This window comes from Streptomyces sp. NPDC088116, assembly GCF_044741745.1.
In the GTDB taxonomy this organism is placed as follows: Bacteria; Actinomycetota; Actinomycetes; order Streptomycetales; family Streptomycetaceae; genus Streptomyces.
Genome location: NZ_JBIUTF010000002.1, coordinates 1146614 through 1166553 on the forward strand (window position 1 = coordinate 1146614; position 19940 = coordinate 1166553).

13 protein-coding genes are annotated in these 19940 nt (G+C 71.3%); 6 read left to right on the forward strand and 7 right to left on the reverse strand.

Annotation, left to right across the window (positions count from 1 at the left end; genetic code table 11):
* Window positions 1-108: 108 nt before the first annotated feature.
* The 7 genes from ACIOJD_RS11360 to ACIOJD_RS11390 form a co-directional block, all read right to left on the reverse strand.
* Window positions 109-852 carry an HpcH/HpaI aldolase/citrate lyase family protein gene (locus tag ACIOJD_RS11360; protein ID WP_401911748.1) on the reverse strand — a complete coding sequence of 248 codons (744 nt, stop codon included), beginning with the start codon at window positions 850-852 and terminating at the stop codon, window positions 109-111.
* A 47-nt stretch (window positions 853-899) separates the two neighbouring features.
* Complete coding sequence (locus tag ACIOJD_RS11365) at window positions 900-2126, reverse strand: CaiB/BaiF CoA transferase family protein (protein ID WP_401911064.1); 1227 nt, start codon at window positions 2124-2126, stop codon at window positions 900-902.
* Window positions 2123-3007 carry a ribokinase gene (rbsK, locus tag ACIOJD_RS11370; protein ID WP_401911067.1) on the reverse strand — a complete coding sequence of 295 codons (885 nt, stop codon included), beginning with the start codon at window positions 3005-3007 and terminating at the stop codon, window positions 2123-2125. Before rbsK ends, ACIOJD_RS11365 begins: the two co-directional genes overlap by 4 nt.
* Window positions 3004-4518, reverse strand: coding sequence for an ADP-ribosylglycohydrolase family protein (locus ACIOJD_RS11375; protein WP_401911070.1), 1515 nt, complete (start codon window positions 4516-4518; stop codon window positions 3004-3006). The genes rbsK and ACIOJD_RS11375 overlap by 4 nt, the downstream gene beginning before the upstream one ends.
* Window positions 4515-5804: an ADP-ribosylglycohydrolase family protein gene (locus ACIOJD_RS11380; protein WP_401911073.1), complete on the reverse strand. Its 1290-nt coding sequence runs from the start codon at window positions 5802-5804 to the stop codon at window positions 4515-4517. Before ACIOJD_RS11380 ends, ACIOJD_RS11375 begins: the two co-directional genes overlap by 4 nt.
* The gene (locus ACIOJD_RS11385; protein WP_401911750.1) at window positions 5701-7128 is read right to left on the reverse strand and encodes an ADP-ribosylglycohydrolase family protein; all 1428 of its coding nucleotides are present in this window, start codon (window positions 7126-7128) and stop codon (window positions 5701-5703) included. Before ACIOJD_RS11385 ends, ACIOJD_RS11380 begins: the two co-directional genes overlap by 104 nt.
* A gap of 389 nt (window positions 7129-7517) precedes the next feature.
* Window positions 7518-8543 (reverse strand): ADP-ribosylglycohydrolase family protein, encoded by a 1026-nt coding sequence (locus ACIOJD_RS11390; protein WP_401911076.1) that lies wholly within the window; start codon window positions 8541-8543, stop codon window positions 7518-7520.
* 321 nt (window positions 8544-8864) lie between these two features.
* Between ACIOJD_RS11390 and ACIOJD_RS11395 the strand changes: the two genes are divergently transcribed.
* The 6 genes from ACIOJD_RS11395 (at window position 8865) to ACIOJD_RS11420 (ending at window position 19936) form a co-directional block, all read left to right on the forward strand.
* Window positions 8865-9593, forward strand: a complete 729-nt coding sequence (locus tag ACIOJD_RS11395) for a VIT1/CCC1 transporter family protein (RefSeq protein ID WP_401911079.1) — start codon at window positions 8865-8867, stop codon at window positions 9591-9593.
* A 506-nt stretch (window positions 9594-10099) separates the two neighbouring features.
* Complete coding sequence (gene gltB / locus ACIOJD_RS11400) at window positions 10100-14677, forward strand: glutamate synthase large subunit (RefSeq protein WP_401911082.1); 4578 nt, start codon at window positions 10100-10102, stop codon at window positions 14675-14677.
* The gene (locus tag ACIOJD_RS11405) at window positions 14670-16130 is read left to right on the forward strand and encodes a glutamate synthase subunit beta (protein ID WP_401911084.1); all 1461 of its coding nucleotides are present in this window, start codon (window positions 14670-14672) and stop codon (window positions 16128-16130) included. Before gltB ends, ACIOJD_RS11405 begins: the two co-directional genes overlap by 8 nt.
* Window positions 16131-16378: 248 nt before the next feature.
* Complete coding sequence (locus ACIOJD_RS11410; RefSeq protein ID WP_401911087.1) at window positions 16379-17137, forward strand: vWA domain-containing protein; 759 nt, start codon at window positions 16379-16381, stop codon at window positions 17135-17137.
* 839 nt (window positions 17138-17976) lie between these two features.
* Window positions 17977-19011 carry a polyprenyl synthetase family protein gene (locus tag ACIOJD_RS11415; RefSeq protein WP_401911090.1) on the forward strand — a complete coding sequence of 345 codons (1035 nt, stop codon included), beginning with the start codon at window positions 17977-17979 and terminating at the stop codon, window positions 19009-19011.
* 46 nt (window positions 19012-19057) lie between these two features.
* Window positions 19058-19936 (forward strand): SAM-dependent methyltransferase, encoded by an 879-nt coding sequence (locus ACIOJD_RS11420; protein WP_401911091.1) that lies wholly within the window; start codon window positions 19058-19060, stop codon window positions 19934-19936.
* Window positions 19937-19940 lie beyond the last annotated feature (4 nt).

The following is a 19940-nucleotide window of genomic DNA, read 5'->3' on the forward strand; positions in this document are numbered from 1 at the left end:
GGGCCGCGGGCCTGTCCGGCGATCGGCATGTGAGGAGCGGGAGGACATGCGAGGAGCGGGAGGAGCGGTCGGAAGCGGGACGGACCCGGTTGCCCGACCCGCCCGCAGCTACCTCCGGGCCGCCAGCGTGAGTGTGCGCCGTGCGGCCGCGACGATCGCCGCGTCCACGAAGCGGCCGTCCGCCAGCGCCAGCGCTCCCTCGTCCCCGTTCGCCGCCTCGATGACCTCCTCGGCCTCCTCGACCTCCCGCGCGGTGGGCCGGTACGCGCGCTCGATGACCGGGAGCTGTCGTGGGTGGATCGCGGCCCGGCCCAGCAGGCCCAGTGAGCGGCCGTGGACACAGGACGCGGCCAGCCCGTCCAGGTCCCGGATGTCGGGGAACACCGACTGCGCCGGTGGGGCCAGGCCCGCCGCGCGGGCCGCGACCACGACCCGGCTGCGCGCCCAGTCGAGGCCGGAGTCGTGCCGTACGCCCAGGTCGGCGCGGAGATCCGCCTCGCCCAGGGCGAGGCCACGGACCGCGTGGTGGGCGGTGGCGATGGTGTGGGCGTGTTCCACGGCGAGGGCCGATTCGAGCAGGGCGTACAGCGCGATGTCGGGGGCGCGTACCGCGACGCGGTGGATGTCGGACGCGTGGGTGACCTTCGCCAGCCGGAGTCCGGACAGCCCCGGCAGCGCGGCCAGCGCGACGACGTCCCGCTCGTCCGCGACCCGTACATGGACCGGGACCGGATGCGGTGCGGCCAGGAACTCGACGGTGGCGGCGCGCGCGTACTCCTTGCGGTCCGGCGCCACCGCGTCCTCCAGGTCCACGATCACCACGTCCGCGCCGCACGACAGGGCCTTCGTCATGACCTCCGGGCGGTCGCCGGGGACGTACAGCCAGGTCAGAGGCGTGTTCACAGGGCGCCGTCCTCGTGGAGCGCGGAGATCTCGGACGTGGAGAGGCCCAGCTCGGCCAGGACCGTGCCGGTGTCCGCGCCGTGCGGACGGCCCGCCCAGCGGACGGCGCCCGGGGTCTCCGAGAGCCGGAAGAGGACGTTCTGCATCCTGAGCGGGCCCAGCTCGGGGTCGGGGACCTCGGTGACGGTGTCCAGTGCGCGGAACTGCGGGTCCGCCATCACGTCGCGGATGTCGTAGACCGGCGCGATGGCCGCCTCGGCCTTCTCGAACGCGGCCATGGCCTCGTCGCGGGTGTGCCGGGCCATCCAGTTCCCGACCGCCTCGTCCAGGACATCCGCGTGCTCCGCGCGTCCGCTGCCGGTGGCGAACCACGGTTCGCCGATCAGCTCGGGGCGGCCCACCAGCAGCATCACGCGCTCCGCGATCGACTGGGCGGAGGTGGAGACCGCCAGCCAGGAGCCGTCGGCGGTGCGGTAGGTGTTGCGGGGCGCGTTGTTGCGGGAGCGGTTGCCCGTACGGGGCTGGACGTAGCCGAGCTGGTCGTACCAGAGCGGCTGCGGGCCGAGGACGGTCAGGATCGGCTCGATGATCGCCAGGTCGACCACCTGGCCCCGCCCCGTCGCCGCCCGCGCGTGCAGGGCGGTCATCACCGCGTACGCCGTGGCCAGTGCGGCGATCGAGTCGGCCAGGCCGAAGGGCGGCAGCGTGGGCGGTCCGTCGGGCTCGCCGGTGACGGCCGCGAAACCGCTCATCGCCTCGGCGAGCGTGCCGAATCCCGGGCGGTGGGCGTACGGCCCGAACTGGCCGAAGCCGGTGACCCGGGCCAGTACGAGCCGGGGGTTGGCGGCGGAGAGCTCGTCCCAGCCGAGGCCCCAGCGCTCCAGGGTGCCGGGCCGGAAGTTCTCGATGATCACATCGGATTCGGCGGCCAGCCGCAGGAGCAGGTCCCGGCCGCCCGGGGTGGACAGATCGAGGGTGATGGTGCGCTTGTTGCGGCCGAGCAGCTTCCACCACAGGCCCACCCCGTCCTTGGACGGGCCGTGTCCGCGCGACGGGTCGGGGCGGGTGGGGTGCTCGACCTTGATCACATCGGCGCCGAAGTCACCGAGCAGGGTGGCGGCCAGCGGGCCCGCGAAGAGCGTCGCCAGGTCGAGGACGCGCAGATCGGAAAGAGGCGGGGCCGGGCGGGAGGAATCGGTGTGGGTGGGAGCCTGCGCGGTCATGTGGCCTCGATCTCGCTGCGGTACGGCATGGAGGTGGATGCCCCGTGGCGCTGGACACAGAGCGCGGCGGCCGCCGACGCCCAGCGCATGGCCTCGGGCATCGGGCGGCCCTCGCCGAGCGCGACGACGAGAGCGCCCACGAAGGTGTCGCCCGCGCCGGTGGTGTCCACGGCGGTGACCCGGGGCGCGGGCACGGTGACGGGCTCCGCGTCCCGGGCTGCGTACAGGCTGCCCTTGGCGCCGAGGGTGATCACGACCTCGGGGACCTGCCGAAGCAGCGCCTGGGCCGCCGCGTGCGGCTCGGCGACTCCGCTGAGGACGGCCGCCTCGTGCTCGTTGGGGACCAGCAGATCGATGGTGGCGAGCAGCCCGGGAGGCAGCGGCTGGGCGGGTGCCGGGGTGAGGACGGTCCGTACGGAATGACGGTGGGCCGCCGCCGCCCCGGACAGGACGGCGCTCAGGGGGAGTTCGAGCTGGAGGAGCAGCGTGCCGGCGGTGGCGATGAGGGTCTCGTCGCCGGGGCCGAGTTCGGTGACGGTGCCGTTCGCGCCGGGGATCACGACGATCGCGTTGCCGCCCTCGTCGTCCACGACGACATGGGCGGTGCCCGAGTGGCCCTCGACGGTGCGCAGGAGGTCGGTGTCGACCCCGGACGCTTCGAGCGTGTGCCGGAGCCGTTGCCCGAACTCGTCCGCGCCGACCGCGCCGATCATCGCCACCTCACCGCCCGCGTGGGCGGCGGCGACGGCCTGGTTGGCGCCCTTGCCGCCGGGGATCGTACGGAACTCACGTCCTATGACGGTCTCCCCGAGCCCGGGGGCGCGCGCGGCATACGTGACAAGGTCCATGTTGGTGCTGCCGAGCACCACGATGCCGGTCATGGGCGGGGTGTCTCCCCGGGGGCGGCCGTGCGGGGCGCGGTCCAGGGCGTGCTCAGGGGCGAAGCCGGACTCGCGGCCGGGACCGGTGGCGCGGTCCGGGTGGCTCTCCGGGGCAGGGTGGCCGTCCGGGTCAGTTCGGCGAGCTCGTCGAAGCCGACGCCGTCGAAACCGCCCACCGACGTGGCCAGCCGGTTCTTCAGCGGGGCCGTCCACTCCTCGGGCAGCCGGGCCGGATGACCGGCCAGCAGCCCGGCCACCGAACCGGCCGTCGCTCCGTTCGAGTCGGTGTCCCAACCACCGGACACAGCACGGCAGATGGAGCCGACGAACTCACCGTCCGCATGGGTCAGGGCGGCGGCGAGGAGCGCCGCGTTGGGCACGGCGTGCACCCAGTGGTAATGGCCGAGAGCGGAGTGGAGCACGTCCACCACCGACTCGAAGTCCTCGTGCGCGCGGGCGGATTCGATTCCCAGACGGACCGCGTCGGCGAGCCGCGACCGCGGTGGTACGACGGCGAGGCCGGCCCGCAGACAGGTGTGTACGTCGGTGTTCTCCGCGTGCTCGGTGTTCCGGGCCGCCGCCGCGATGGTGGCCGCGACGAACATCGCGCCGTACACCCCGTTGGCGGTGTGGGTGAGCGTCGCGTCCCGGTGCGCCTGCGCCGCCGCCGCGGCGGGATCGCCGGGATGCGTCCAGCCGTGCACGTCCGCCCGGATCGCCGCCCCGATCCACTCGCGGAACGGGTTACGGAACCGGGCGGTGTCCGGCGGCTCGATCCCGGCGAGCAGATTGCGGTACGTGACGCGCTCCGCGGTGAACGTACGCCCGGCGGGCAGCTCGTCCAGCCAGAGCCGCGCCACCTGGGCGGTGGTGAAGTCCCGGCCGTGGCGCTGGAGGAGAAGCAGATTGAGGAGTGGGTAGTTGAGGTCGTCGTCCTCGGGCATCCCGTCGATGTTCTCGGCGAGCGAGGTCGGCGCGGAACGCCGGTTCCACGGATACGCGGCGGCGAGTTCGGCGGGCAGTCCCTCGGCGGTGAACCAGGTGCGCAGCGGCCAGTTGCCGGTGGCGCGGGCGAGGGACCGGATGCCCTGGAGGGGAATCCTCTCGACGGGTTTGCCGAGGAGACAGCCGACGGCCCGGCCCAGCCACGCGGCGTGCAGCTGGGGGACGCTGAGAGTGGCCGGTGTGCCGCCGGTGCGTGCCCGCGAGCCGGCCAGGCTGCCCGGCCACTCCGGGCACGCGGCCTTCACCGCAGGCAGATCCGTCGGCTCCCACCGCGTCAACACCGGCGGAATCGCGGCCAGTTCGTCCAGCAGCTCCTCCGCCCGGACACGCAGCCGCTCGGGTGCCGGGCCCGGGGAGGCGCCCGCGTGGGCCGGGGCCGGATGACCGCCCGCCGCGTACCAGCGGTGGGCGATCCGTGTCGCGTCGCGGCCGTCCTCCGCGGCCTGGCGCAGCTCGTGGCCGATCAGGTCCTCGGGCTGTACCCAGGTGACACGCAGGCCGGTCATCGCGCGTCCGTGAGGTGATGGTCCATCAGGTGAGTGGACATCAGATGAGACTCCGTCAGTTGGGGGGCTGTCAGGTGTACGAAGGCGGCTTCGTGGGCGCGGCGCCGTTCCCTGTCGCGGGTGAACACCTCGTACGCGACCCGCGTCAACTCACTCGCGGGGGCGCGCAGATCGAGGCGGCTCGCCTCGGCCACACGCTCCGACCACTCCGCGGGCACCGCGCTCTCGCCGCCGAGCGCCCCCGCGAGCGCGCCGCTCATCGTGGCGATCGAGTCGCAGTCCCGGCCGTAGTTGACCGAACCGAGCACCGTACGGCGGTAGTCACCCGCTCCGATCAGCAGCATGCCCAGGGCGATGGGCAGTTCCTCGACGGCGTGCAGCCGGGAGGGGCGGCGGGCGCCCAGCGACGGGGCCCGGTAGTCCGGGCCGACCGTGTCGAAGGGCGCGATCGCCGCGCGCAGGCCGCGCTGCGCGGACTCCGCGTCGCGGTGCCGGGCCGCGACGTCGCACACCGCCTCGATCGCGGCGCGCGTGCCGTCCTTCGCGAGGGCGAGGCACGTGTCGACGACCGAGGCGGGTGTGGCGTCCGGTGCGCAGGCGGCGGCGACCGCCGCGGCGAACACACCGGCCGCCTCCCGCCCGTACGAGGACTGGTGCGCGCCCGCGACATCGATCGCCTCGGCGTACGCGGCGACCGGATGCGCCGCGTTGACCAGGCCGACCGGCGCCATGTACATCGCCGCACCGCAGTTGACGATGTTTCCGGTGCCCGCCTCGCGCGGGTCGACATGTCCGTAGTGCAGCCGGGCGACCATCCACTTCTCGGCCAGGAAGATCCGCTGGAGGGGCAGCGCCTCGGCCTCCAGTTCCGGGATCCAGCGCGGGGTGGACATCAGGTCGGGGACGAGATGGTCCGCGACCGCGTAGGCGTCGAGGTGGTCGCGGACGGTTCCGTACACCCTGATCAGCGCGTGCGTCATCAAGGTGTCGTCGGTGACGTGTCCGTCGCCCTTGTGGTACGGGGCGAGGGGGCGGGCGGTGCGCCAGTCCTCGTTCCACGGCCCGACGATGCCGGACACCCGGCCCCCGTGCCGCTCCACGATCCGCTCGGCGGAGTACCCCTCGACCGGACCGCCGAGCGCGTCACCGACGGCCGCGCCGATCAGGCAGCCGGCGATCCGGTCAGCGAGTGTGAGCGCCGTCGTGGGAGCGGCCGAGGCCCGGGGACCGGCGGACGTCGGGGGCGGGTCCGAGGCCGGTGTCGGTGGTGTGCCGAGTGTCGTCATGTCGGAATTGTCCACCCGAAGTGGTCAGTTCCGTGGCTGTCAGCAGCCCGGCGAGTTCCACCAGATCCGTCCCGGCGAGCCGGGGGAGCGCACAGCCCGCCAGGGTGCGGCAGGCGTCCCGCCAGGCGGCGGGCACGGCGTCGCCACCGCCGAGCGCGCCGGTCAGCGCGCCGGCCAGGGCGGGCGCGGAGTCGGCGACGCGGGAGAGGCACGCGGCGGCGGGCACCGCCCCGGTGACGCTGCCCCGGGCCGCCAGCGCCAGGGCGAGCGCGACCGGGACGGTTTCGGCGGCGGCGATTCCGTAGCTGTAGACGTGGTCGACGATCTGGTGCTCCAGCAGCGGTACGAGGGCGAACGCGCCGGCCGGTTCGTCGGTGAAGTCCCTGGCCAGCTTGAGGGCATGGCGGGCGTTGCGGCCGATCTCGGTGGTCGGGGGGAGCTGGCCGAGGGCGGCGTCCACGGCGGCCTCGGTGTCCGCGCCGCCGAGCGCGGTGGCGACGGCCGCGGCCATGGCGCGGGCACCGTGCACCCCGTCGCCGTCCTGTGTGTACCGGGCGTCGAATTCGGCGAGTTCGGCGGCGGCCGACGGGTCGCCCGGGTGGACGACGGCGAGGACGACGGCCCGTACGCATCCCGCGTCGTCGAAGTAGTGCGGGTTGTCATGACCGGTGGCGGGCGGGCGCAGCCCGGTGGCGAGGTTGCCGAGCCCCGCGCGTACGGAGATCCGGGCGCGCAGGGGCAGTACGGCCGACTCGACCTCCGGCGCGCGGGCGGCGGCCGCGGCGATCTCGTCGGCCAGCGCGTTCCAGGCGAGGTCCACGGCGGCGCGCAGCCGGCGGTCGGCGCTGAGCCCCTGGAAGGGCTCGCCCGCGGCGGCGAGGACGGACTCGGCCGTGAAGGCGGCCCACTCGGCGTCGTCGGAGGGGCCGAGCTTGAGCGGCTCGGGCGGCTGGTTGAGCGCGATGGGGACGGGCAGGGTGGTGGTCGCGTTCTGCTCGGCGAAGGTGTCCAGTTCCCGGGTGAGCCGCCGGGTCCACTCGGGCATCCGGGCCGCCCGGTGCCGCGCGGCGGGCCACCCGGCGGCGTCCCCCGAGGCGAGCCCGAGGAGCAGTCCCTCGATACGGCGCGGGGGCTCATGGGCGCGGAGGCCTTCGCCGGCCGGCGCGTAAGGAGTGCCCGTACCGGTGTGCGCCCGGTACGGCACCCGCCGCTCGCCCGCCGGGCCGTCGGCCGTACCGCTCGCTGCGAACGAGGTGTGGGCCCCGGCCGGGGCGGGCCGGGCAGGGCCGTCGGGCCGGCTTTCGCCGGTGCCGGGTGCGGGCAGTGTGCCCGCCGGGCCCGAGTCGGTGTGCGCGTCACCACCGCCGGACGCGCCCGGGGGCCGGGAGGCACCGGCCGGGGCCGACGGGGGCCGGGGGCCGGTGGTCCCGGCGCTCGGGGTGCCTGGGGGGCGACCGGTGACCGTGCCCGGGGTGAAGAGGCCGGCCCGGGTGGGGGGCGTGCCTTCTCCACAGGGCGGCGGCAGTGTGCTCCCGGGGACGGCCGGTGCCGGTCCGGCCGTCCCCGGGAGGACGGCCGGTGCCGGTCCGGCCGCCCGTACCTGTGGTGCGTGTGTTGTGTGCGGTGCCACTCCTGGGTTCACTGCGTGTGACGCCCGCGGTGTGTGCGGTGACTGTGCCGCCTGGCGGGGCTCGTGGTCCCGTCCCGTGCTTGTCATGCCGTGGCCTCTTCGTCGTCCGGTGTGAGCAGGTCCGCGATGTCCAGGACGTGGTAGCCGCGCATCGACGGGAGGCAGCTGCCCCGTACCGGGCCGATGACCGAGGACCATTCGGGAGGGATCGCCCCGGCCCCCGAGAGCGCCCCGGCCAGGGCGCCGGCGACGGCCGCGGTGGTGTCCGCGTCGCGGCCCATGTTGACCGCCGTCAGCACCGACGTACGGAAGTCGCCGCGGGCCGCGGCGAAGGCGCCGAAGGCCAGGCCCACCGCCTCGGGGGCCAGGTCGGTCCAGGGGTAGCCGCCGATGACCACCGCCGAGCGCACCGCGCGTTCCATCGCGAGGGTGTCGCGGTGCTCGCGCTGGGCCGCCACCACCGCGCGCCTCAGCGAGCGCGACGTCCAGGAGTCCATGGGGACGACGGAGAGCGCGGCGGCGATCACGGCGGCGGGCCCGGCGCCTGCCATGGCGGTGGCGACTCCGGCCGCTACCGCCCGGCCGCCGTAGATGCCCTCGCCGTCATGGCTGACCCGGCCGTCGACGGCGACCAGCCGCGCGGCCTCGTCCGGGCGGCCCGCCGCGAAGACACCGAAGGGGGCCGCCCGCATCGCGAGCCCGTCGCTCCAGGCGTGCCGGTGCTGGGCGGTGATCGGCGCGGCGAGACCGCGCCGGAGATTCTCCAGCGTGCCGCGTTCGCTGAAGCCCGCTCCCCGGAAGGGGCCCTCGTCGAGGTCCGCGAGCCAGTGGTGCCAGGCCTTCTCGACATGGGCCACGGTCAGGGCCGAGCCGTGCCGGGCGAGCAGCAGACCGGAGAAGATCGTGTACTCGGTGTCGTCCGTGCCCGCCGGATTCTCGGCGACGAACCCCTCGATACGGCCCCAGCGGCGACGGATCTCGGAGGGCCGCATGTTCTCGGCGGGGGCGCCCAGCGCGTCGCCGACGGCCAGACCGAGCAGGGCGCCGCGTGCCCGGTCGCGGAGTACCGCGGCCGCGGTAGAGGCGGGGTCGCTTGCGATCAGCTCCATCGTGTGGCCCTTTCGCGCGAGCCGGTGGTCGCTGCATCTGTGCCACGCGGGATGCCCGGGGAGTCCGGGAAACGCCGCTGTCACCCGGCTGACACGGGCAGCGGTCATCGGCCGGCACGGACGGAGCGCACGGCGGGGACAGGGCCCGCCGGGATCGGCCCACCAGGGCGGCGGACACCTCCGCCGACGCCGGATCAGACCTGGTAAGTACGGCCTTCCTTGCTGGCGGGAGCGATTTTTCGTGCGTACTTTCGAAGTGTTGGTGGGGGTGGAACGGTCCGCCGACGGGCCCGGGACCACCGCCGTGGAAAGAGGAGAGACATGTCCATCATCGAGATCGACGCGACCCTGCACGAGGCACACCGCGACAATCACACGCACCGCGATGTGAACGGCGGCTGGCTGCGCCCCGCGGTGTTCGGCGCGATGGACGGACTCGTCTCCAACCTGGCGCTGATGACCGGTGTCGCCGGGGGAGCGGTCTCCCAGCAGACGATCGTGATCACCGGGCTCGCGGGCCTCGCGGCCGGTGCCTTCTCGATGGCCGCCGGCGAATACACCTCGGTGGCCTCGCAGCGGGAGCTGGTCGAGGCCGAACTGGACGTGGAACGCCGGGAGTTGAGGAAGCACCCCGCCGACGAGATGGAAGAGCTGGCGGCCCTCTACGTATCGCGGGGCGTGACGCCGGGGCTGGCCCGCGAGGTGGCCGAGCAGCTCTCGAAGGACCCCGAGCAGGCCCTGGAGATCCACGCGCGCGAGGAACTCGGCATCGACCCCGACGACCTGCCGTCCCCGCTGGTCGCGGCGGTGTCGTCGTTCGGCTCCTTCGCCCTGGGCGCGCTGCTGCCCGTACTGCCGTACCTGCTCGGCGCCACCGATCTGTGGCCGGCGGTGCTGCTCGCGCTGACCGGGCTGTTCGCCTGCGGTGCGCTGGTGGCCCGGGTGACCGCGCGCAGCTGGTGGTACAGCGGGCTGCGGCAGCTGGTCCTCGGCGGCACGGCCGCGGCGCTCACCTACGGGCTCGGAGCGCTGTTCGGCGCGGCGGTCTGACCCGCACACCGCACCGCCGCGGCGGTCCGGCGTGCGGCGGCGGGTGCGGAGGATGGGGCGGTACGGAGTCCGGGGCGGAAAGCCGGGGCGGAAGCTGGTGCGGAAAGCCGGTGCGGAGTCCGGGGCCGGAAAGCCCCTCCCGGGGCCTTGCGGCGAGGGGGCGAAGCGCCCACCCTGTGACATACGTCCTCGGGCGTTCCGCCCGTCGCGGTGGGACACTGTGCCTGGTGCCCCGCACATAGCTGTTACCCGACGGTTTCGAATCCGCAATCACCGGGCATGAGCCGTAGGCGCTGCTGGCAACGGAGCCCGCGCCGCCCCAGCCGAACGGACGACGATCTGTCCGTCTGCGCCCCCCCATCCACCGCTACGAGCGGTGTCCACATGGTGGAACGTCATATCCGCTTCCCGAGAAGCTTTCCATCATGTAACCTGCACGAAATTTAGCGGAGGGCCAACGTCGTCCCTCGGTAATCGCATATGCCACGACGACGACGGGAGAGCCGATGCGTTCCGACGCCTGGTCGCCCATGGACGGTCGCCCCGCCCCCCAGGGGATGTACGACCCCCGTAACGAGCACGACGCCTGTGGTGTCGGGTTCGTGGCCACCCTTACCGGTGTAGCCAGCCACGCACTGGTTGAGCAGGCGCTGACCGTACTGCGCAATCTCGAACACCGCGGTGCCACCGGTTCCGAGCCCGACTCCGGTGACGGCGCCGGAATCCTGCTCCAGGTCCCGGACGCCTTCCTGCGCGAAGTCGCCGGTTTCGATCTCCCCGAGGCCGGCTCGTACGCCGTCGGCATCGGCTTCCTGCCCGCCGACGACGCCGCGGACGCCGTCTCACGCATCGAGACGATCGCCGCCGAAGAGGGCCTGACCGTCCTCGGCTGGCGCGAGGTCCCCGTCGCCCCCGAGCTGCTCGGCGCCACCGCCCGCGCGACGATGCCGGCCTTCCGCCAGCTGTTCGTCGCGGACGGTACGAGCACGGGCATCGCCCTCGACCGCAAGGCGTTCGTGCTGCGCAAGCGCGCCGAGCGTGAGGCCGGGGTGTACTTCCCCTCGCTCTCCGCCCGGACGATCGTCTACAAGGGCATGCTCACCACCGGCCAGCTGGAGCCGTTCTTCCCGGACCTCTCCGACCGGCGCTTCGCGACGGCCATCTCCCTGGTCCACTCGCGCTTCTCCACCAACACCTTCCCGAGCTGGCCGCTGGCCCACCCGTACCGCTTCGTCGCGCACAACGGCGAGATCAACACGGTCCAGGGCAACCGCAACTGGATGAAGGCCCGCGAGTCCCAGCTCGCCTCCGACGCCTTCGGCTCCCACGACAAGGCGGAGAGCGACAAGCTGGACCGGATCTTCCCGGTCTGCACACCCGACGCCTCCGACTCCGCGTCCTTCGACGAGGTCCTGGAGCTGATCCACCTCGGCGGCCGCTCGCTGCCGCACTCCGTGCTGATGATGGTCCCCGAGGCGTGGGAGAACCACGACTCGATGGACCCGGCCCGGCGCGCGTTCTACCAGTTCCACGCCACGATGATGGAGCCGTGGGACGGGCCCGCCTGTGTCACCTTCACCGACGGCACCCAGGTCGGCGCGGTCCTCGACCGCAACGGACTGCGCCCCGGCCGCTACTGGGTGACCGACGACGGACTGGTCGTCCTCTCCTCCGAGGTCGGCGTCCTCGACATCGACCCGGCCAAGGTCGTCCGCAAGGGCCGCCTCCAGCCCGGCCGGATGTTCCTCGTGGACACCGCCGAGCACCGCATCATCGAGGACGACGAGATCAAGGCGTCCCTCGCCGCCGAGCAGCCGTACCAGGAATGGCTGGAGGCCGGCGAGATCGAGCTGGAGGACCTCCCCGAGCGTGAGCACATCGTGCACACCCACGCCTCGGTAACCCGCCGCCAGCAGACCTTCGGCTACACCGAGGAAGAGCTGCGCGTCCTGCTCGCGCCCATGGCACGGGCCGGCACCGAGCCCATCGGATCCATGGGCACGGACTCGCCGATCGCCGCGCTCTCCGCCCGGCCCCGGCTGCTCTTCGACTACTTCACCCAGCTCTTCGCGCAGGTCACCAACCCGCCGCTGGACGCCATCCGCGAGGAGCTCGTCACCTCGCTGCGCTCCTCGCTCGGCTCGCAGGGCAACCTCCTGGAGCCGACCGCCGCGTCCTGTCGCACCGTCACACTGCCCTTCCCGGTGATCGACAACGACGAACTGGCCAAGCTCGTCCACATAAACGCGGACGGCGACATGCCGGGCATGAAGGCCGCGACGCTCTCCGGCCTCTACCGGGTCGGCGGCGGCGGCGACGCCCTGGCCGCCCGGATCGAGGAGATCTGCGCCGAGACCGACGCCGCGATCGAGAGCGGCGCCCGCCTCATCGTGCTCTCCGACCGGCACTCCGACGCCGAGCACGCCCCGATGCCCTCGCTGCTGCTCACCGCGGCCGTGCACCACCACCTCATCCGCACCAAGCAGCGCACCCAGGTGGGCCTGCTGGTCGAGGCCGGCGACGTACGCGAGGTGCACCATGTCGCGCTGCTCATCGGCTACGGCGCCGCCGCCGTCAACCCGTACCTCGCCATGGAGTCCGTCGAGGACCTCGTACGCGCCGGTACGTTCATCGAGGGCCTGGAGCCCGAGCAGGCGATCCGCAACCTGATCTACGCGCTGGGCAAGGGCGTCCTCAAGGTCATGTCCAAGATGGGCATCTCCACCGTCGCCTCCTACCGGGGCGCGCAGGTCTTCGAGGCCGTCGGCCTCGACCAGGCCTTCGTCGACAAGTACTTCAACGGCACCGCCACCAAGATCGGCGGCGCCGGTCTCGATGTCGTCGCCCAGGAGGTCGCCGCCCGGCACGCCAAGGGCTACCCCGCCTCCGGGATCTCCGCGAGCCACCGCAAGCTGGAGATCGGCGGCGAGTACCAGTGGCGCCGTGAGGGCGAACCGCACCTCTTCGACCCGGAGTCCGTCTTCCGGCTCCAGCACGCCACGCGCTCGCGCCGCTACGACATCTTCAAGATGTACACGGACCGGGTGAACGAGCAGTCCGAGCGGCTGATGACACTGCGCGGCCTGTTCAACTTCGCCGGGGGCCGCGAGCCGATCTCCATCGACGAGGTCGAACCGGCCTCCGAGATCGTCAAGCGCTTCTCCACCGGCGCCATGTCGTACGGCTCGATCTCCCGCGAGGCACACGAGACCCTCGCCATCGCCATGAACCAGCTGGGCGGCAAGTCCAACACCGGTGAGGGCGGCGAGGACGCGGACCGGCTCTACGACCCGGCCCGCCGCTCCTCCATCAAGCAGGTCGCCTCCGGCCGCTTCGGCGTCACCAGCGAGTACCTGGTCAACGCGGACGACATCCAGATCAAGATGGCCCAGGGCGCCAAGCCCGGCGAGGGCGGCCAGCTGCCCGGCCACAAGGTCTACCCGTGGGTCGCCAAGACCCGGCACTCCACCCCCGGCGTCGGCCTGATCTCCCCGCCGCCGCACCACGACATCTACTCCATCGAGGATCTCGCCCAGCTGATCCACGACCTCAAGAACGCCAACCCGCAGGCCCGCATCCACGTGAAGCTGGTCTCCGAGGTCGGCGTCGGCACGGTCGCCGCGGGCGTCTCCAAGGCGCACGCCGATGTCGTCCTGATCTCCGGACACGACGGCGGTACGGGCGCCTCGCCGCTCACCTCCCTCAAGCACGCGGGCGGCCCCTGGGAGCTGGGCCTCGCCGAGACCCAGCAGACGCTGCTGCTCAACGGCCTGCGCGACCGCATCGTCGTACAGACCGACGGCCAGCTCAAGACCGGCCGCGACGTCGTCATCGCCGCGCTGCTCGGCGCCGAGGAGTTCGGTTTCGCGACCGCGCCCCTCGTCGTCTCCGGCTGCGTCATGATGCGCGTCTGCCACCTGGACACCTGCCCGGTCGGCATCGCCACCCAGAACCCGGTGCTGCGCGAGCGGTTCTCCGGCAAGGCCGAGTACATCGTCAACTTCTTCCAGTTCATCGCCGAGGAAGTCCGCGAGATCCTCGCCGAACTGGGCTTCCGCAGCATCGAAGAGGCGGTCGGCCACGCCGAACTGCTCGACACCGAGCGGGCCGTGAACCACTGGAAGGCCCAGGGACTCGACCTCAAGCCGCTCTTCCACGTGCCCGCGCTGCCCGAGAACGCGGTACGCCACCGGACCACCGACCAGGACCATGGTCTGGAGAAGGCCCTCGACAACGAGCTGATCAAGCTCGCCGCCGATGCCCTGAACGCCGACAGCGCCGAGTCCGCCCAGCCCGTACGCGCCCAGGTCTCCATCCGCAACATCAACCGCACCGTGGGCACCATGCTCGGCAACGCGGTGACCAAGAAGTTCGGCGGTGCCGGTCTGCCCGACGACACCGTCGACATCACCTTCACCGGCTCCGCGGGCCAGTCCTTCGGCGCGTTCCTGCCGAACGGTGTGACCCTGCGCCTGGAGGGTGACGCCAACGACTACGTCGGCAAGGGCCTCTCCGGTGGCCGCGTCGTCGTCCGCCCGGACCGCGGCGCCGACCACCTCGCCGAGTACTCCACCATCGCCGGCAACACCATCGGCTACGGCGCGACCGCCGGCGAACTGTTCCTGCGCGGCCGCACCGGCGAGCGCTTCTGCGTCCGCAACTCCGGCGCCACGGTCGTCTCCGAAGGCGTGGGCGACCACGGCTGCGAGTACATGACCGGTGGCCACGCCGTGGTCCTGGGCGAGACGGGACGCAACTTCGCGGCCGGTATGTCCGGCGGTATCGCGTACGTCATCGACCTCGACCCGGACAACGTCAACGCCGGGAACCTGGCGGCCGTCGAGCCCCTCGACCCCGCCGACAAGGAGTGGCTGCACGACGTGGTGCGCCGCCACCAGGAGGAGACGGGCTCGACCGTCGCGGAGAAGCTGCTCGCCGAGTGGGACACCGCGGTGGACCGCTTCAGCAGGATCATCCCGACCACGTACAAGGCAGTGCTCGCCGCCAAGGACGCCGCCGAGCTGGCCGGTCTCTCGGAGACCGAGACCACCGAGAAGATGATGGAGGCGGCGACCAATGGCTGACCCGAAGGGCTTCCTCACCACCGGGCGCGAGGTCGCCGAGACCCGCCCCGCCGAAGAGCGCGTCAAGGACTGGAACGAGGTCTACGTTCCGGGCTCGCTGCTCCCGATCATCAGCAAGCAGGCCGGCCGCTGCATGGACTGCGGCATCCCGTTCTGCCACAACGGCTGTCCGCTCGGAAACCTGATCCCCGAGTGGAACGACTACGCGTACCGCGAGGACTGGACGGCGGCGAGCGAGCGCCTGCACGCCACCAACAACTTCCCGGAGTTCACCGGACGGCTCTGCCCGGCCCCCTGTGAGTCCGCGTGCGTGCTCGCCATCAACCAGCCCGCCGTCACCATCAAGAACGTCGAAGTCTCCATCATCGACAAGGCGTGGGACAGCGGCGACGTCACCCCGCAGCCCCCGGAGCGGCTCTCCGGCAAGACCGTCGCCGTGATCGGCTCGGGCCCGGCCGGACTGGCCGCCGCCCAGCAGCTCACCCGGGCCGGTCACACCGTCGCGGTGTACGAGCGCGCCGACCGGATCGGCGGACTGCTGCGGTACGGCATCCCCGAGTTCAAGATGGAGAAGGCGCACATCAACCGCCGCATCGAGCAGATGCGCGCGGAGGGCACCAAGTTCCGTACGGAGACCGAGATCGGCCGGGACATCGACGCGGCGAAGCTGCGCAAGCGGTACGACGCGGTCGTCATCGCGGCCGGCGCCACCGTCTCTCGCGACCTGCCCGTACCGGGCCGTGAGCTGAACGGCGTCCACTTCGCGATGGAGTACCTGCCGCTCTCCAACAAGGTGCAGGAGGGAGACCTGACCGTCTCCCCGATCACCGCCGAGGGCAAGCACGTCGTGGTCATCGGCGGTGGCGACACCGGCGCCGACTGTGTCGGTACGGCCCACCGCCAGGGCGCCGCCTCGGTGACCCAGCTGGAGATCATGCCCAAGCCCGGCGAGGAGCGTGCCCCGCACCAGCCGTGGCCGACCTTCCCGATGCTCTACAAGGTCACCTCCGCGCACGAGGAGGGCGGTGAGCGGGTCTACTCCGTCAACACCACCCACTTCGAGGGCGACGAGGACGGCAACGTCCAGTTCCTGCACCTCGTCGAGGTGGAGTTCAAGGACGGCAAGCCGGCGCCGAAGCCCGGCACCGAGCGGAAGATCCCGGCCCAACTGGTCACGCTCGCCATGGGCTTCACCGGCACGGACCAGGCGAACGGCCTGGTCGAGCAGTTCGGCCTGGAGCTGGACGCACGCGGCAACATCGCCCGTGACGGGGAGTTCGCGACCAACGTTCCCGGCGTGTACGTCGCCGGTGACGCGGGCCGTGGCCAGTCCCTGATCGTGTGGGCGATCGCCGAGGGCCGCTCGGCGGCGAGCGGTGTGGACCGCTTCCTGACCGGGGCCAGCGACCTGCCGTCGCCGATCCGGCCGACGGACCGCGCGCTGACCGTCTGATCCGCGCACCACAGCTGTTCCTTCCATAAGAAACTCCCGTACAACGGCGTACGGGCGGTGTCGGCCCGGGGAGCGTCTCCCGGGCCTCCGCAAGACGCGGCGTCTGCCAAGTCCCCGACCGGACGACGGCAGGCGCCGTGGCGTGCGTTCGGGTCCTTCGCGACAACCGCGGGCGAGCCCGGATCGGCGTGTCCCGATCGGTGGAAGAATCAGGGGACTTCAGCCCTGTCGACCGAAGAGGACCGAGCATGGTCACCGCCCCTGGTCCCGCTCCGTCGGCCTCGGCCGGTCCGGCCGTCAGCCTGCGCAAGATGGAGGAGACGGCGCCCGCGCTGGTCGGCCTCTACAAGAGCGCGAAGGTGTCGCTGGAGAAGAACGGGCTGAGCGGGGAGCGCGCCGCCGTCTATCTCGTCCTCGACTACTCGGGCTCGATGCGGGAGTACTACCGCGACGGCACCGTCCAGGCCCTCGCGGACCGGGTGCTCGGTCTCTCCGCGCACCTGGACGACGACGGGATCGTCCCGGTCGTCATCTTCTCCACGGACATCGACGCGCGGGCGGACATCTCCCTCGCCGGTCACCAGGACCGTATCGCCACGATCGTCGCCGGTCTGGGGCACATGGGGAAGACCAGCTACCACCTGGCGATGGACGCCGTGATCGACCACTACCTGGAGCGCGGCTCGACCGCCCCGGCGCTGGTCGTCTTCCAGACGGACGGTGGCCCGATCAGCAGGCCGGCGGCCGAGCGCTACCTCTGCAAGGCGGCCGAGCTGCCGCTGTTCTGGCAGTTCATCGGCTTCGGCGACCCGGCCGGCCGCCAGTTCGACTTCCTCCGCAGGCTCGACGACCTCGCGGTCCCGGAGAAGCGGGCCGTCGACAACGCCGGATTCTTCCACGCGGGCCAGGACCCGCGCGAGGTCCCGGACGGCACGCTGTACGACCGGCTGGTCGGCGAATTCCCGCAGTGGCTGGCGGCCGCACGGGCGCGGGGCATCGTCCTGTGACGCTCCCAATGGCTCCTGCCGGGCAGGGACACATCCCGCCGAGGCAGGCAGCGGCAGGCGATTAATTCAAGCCAGACTCACGTCAAGCACGCCAACCTGACCTGCTCATACTCAGTCAGGTCAGGGAATCCGCATATCTTTTCAGCCATTTCTTGGCCGCCTTTCTGGAATCCGGCATTCCGGTAAGGAACTGCCCGGCGCGAAGAACGCCGCAGGCGCGACCATGATGAACGCGTACGGCGGCCGCCGCGGCACCGGCATGCTCGTCCCGCACCGCCGTACGGGCGCAGTGTCGCCCGTATCCGCCAATTTCGCGGACCGATTCGTGCCCGGTTCCGGTTGGTGCGCCTGGCGGGGCAACGCTTACTCATGGCCAATCAGGTGAATTCGGGATGGGGAATTACATGATGCCCAAACCGCCCATGCCGGGGAAAAATTTGATCGTCGGCCGCGCGATCCCCCAGGAGAATTCGGGATGGGGAATTACATGATGCTCAAACCGCCCAAGCTGGGGAAAAACTTGGTTTAGACAGCTCGGTCACTGCCAGGTCCACTGCATCGTTGACACGACTGGGGGGATCACCCAGACTGGATTCCGTTACCGCCACTGGATCCTGGTTATGTGAAACGCGGGAGCGGTATACCGTGAACTGCGGTAATGCTGAGTGATCACGGGCTTTTGTGCAGGCCTCCACACATCGATATTTTTATGGCACGGTGAGCAGGAGGTGAAAAGGTGTGATGACATATATGCAACACGTTCAACACATTGATGAGTGTTCAGTGGTTCAATTCGCGAACGAGATGTGCTCCACTCGCGCGACTGGAGGAGAACCGCGATGAGCACAGACGTCACCTCGTCTGCTGGGCTCCAGGATCTCCTTTCGCCGAGGGTAGTGCGATCCACGGTATTGCCCTTTATTCAGCAGCAGGTTTCCGAGTTGGAGTCGACCCTGTCCCGGGTCTGCCGTTACCACCTCGGCTTCATTGACGAACACGGTGACCCCAGCAGTGGCGGGGACGGCAAACTGACTCGCGCCAGCCTCATGATGGCGGTGGCCGATGGAGTCGGCCTGCGGCCGGAGGACGTGCGGTCCCAGGCGGCAGCGGTGGAGTTGCTGCACAACGCGACCCTGCTCCACGACGACATCGCCGACTCGGACGAGCTGCGCCGCGGCCGCCCGGCCGCGTGGAAGGTATTCGGCGTGAGCCTGGCCATACACGCCGGGAACGCGCTACAGGCTCTTGGGCTGCGACTGGTCGTGGACGATTCCGGCCCCGGCCACAACGAAATAGCCGGCTCGTTCACCGAGGCCCTCGGTCTGGTTCACGCGGGCCAGGCTCGCGAACTCACCATCCGGCCGGATTCAGCCGGCCTCGCGGTGTACGAGCACATGGTGATGGAGAAAGCCTCAGCACTGCTGGAATGGTCACTGGGTACGCCGGCAATACGGGCGGGCAAACCGGAGAAGGACCTGGCCGCCCTGCGTGAAGCGGGCCGGCATCTCGGCATCGCTTTGCAGATCTCCAATGATGTCGAGGACATCTGGGGCGATCCCGCGGTGACCGGGAAGCCCATCCGGGGAGACATCACACGGCGCAACCTGACCTTCCCCGTGCTGGCCGCCTTGTCCGCCGACAACCCGCCCGGTGACCACCTGGGCCGACTGTGGCAGGCGGACAACACCACGGCGGAGCACCTCCAGACGCTGGCCGACCTCATCGACGAGGCCGGCGGCCGCAAAACGGCCGAGCGGCTGTCCAGAGGCCACCTGGACTCGGCTGTGGAGAACCTCGGACGAGCCGGACTGTCCCCCACCGCGACCGCCGAACTGACCACCTTGTTCGACCGCATCGTCAATCGCGCAGTATGACCAGCGCCGCCCGACAGGGGTGGCATGTGAATCGGAGATTAACTTCATGACCACTACTCACGACAACCCGGCAGCCCCTGTCGTCCGCAGCGAATTCGAGCGCCGGGCGCAGGCCCACTACGAAACCAAGACCCAGGACCCGATCAACCTCCTGCTGGGCGAGGAGGACGGGCTGTACCACCATCACTACGGCGTCGGCCCCTTCGACAAATCCGTGCTGGAGGTTCCCGAGCCCGACCGGGACGCGGCGATTCTCGCCGAAATGGCCCGGATAGAGAACGAGCAGGTCGAACTGGTGCTGCACGGGCTGGCCCCGCTCTCGCCCGACGCGAGGGTGCTGGACGGCGGATCGGGTCGCGGCGGCACGTCCTTCCTCGTCAACCGGCGGTTCGGGTGCGAGGTGGTCGGTGTCAACTTCTGCGCCCACCACATCGAGTTCGCCGAGCGTCTCGCCAAGGAGAAGCACGGCGTTGACGACAAGGTCTCCTTCAAGTTCGCCAACATGTGCGACACCGGTCTGCCCACCGGATCGTTCGACGCCGTGTACACCAACGAGACCACCATGTACGTCAAGCCCGCGGAGGCCTTCGCGGAGTTCGCCCGGCTCCTGCGCCCGGGAGGCCGCTACGTCTGCGTCACCTGGTGCGCCAACGACGCCGTGTCGACCGACAGCGCGGCGGTGAAGGCCATCGACGAGCACTACGACTGCCACATCAACAACCGCAGCGAATACTTCAAGGCACTCGCCGACAACCACCTCGTGCCCTCGCAGGTCTGGGACCTGACCGAAGAGGCCATCCCTCACTGGGAGCTGCGATCGCAGTGGGGACTGGCCACCGGCGTGGAGCAGCCGTTCCTCGACGGGCACAGGAGCAACGAGCTCAACTACATCGTCGTGGTCGCCGAGTACACACCGCCGGCGTAGGGCG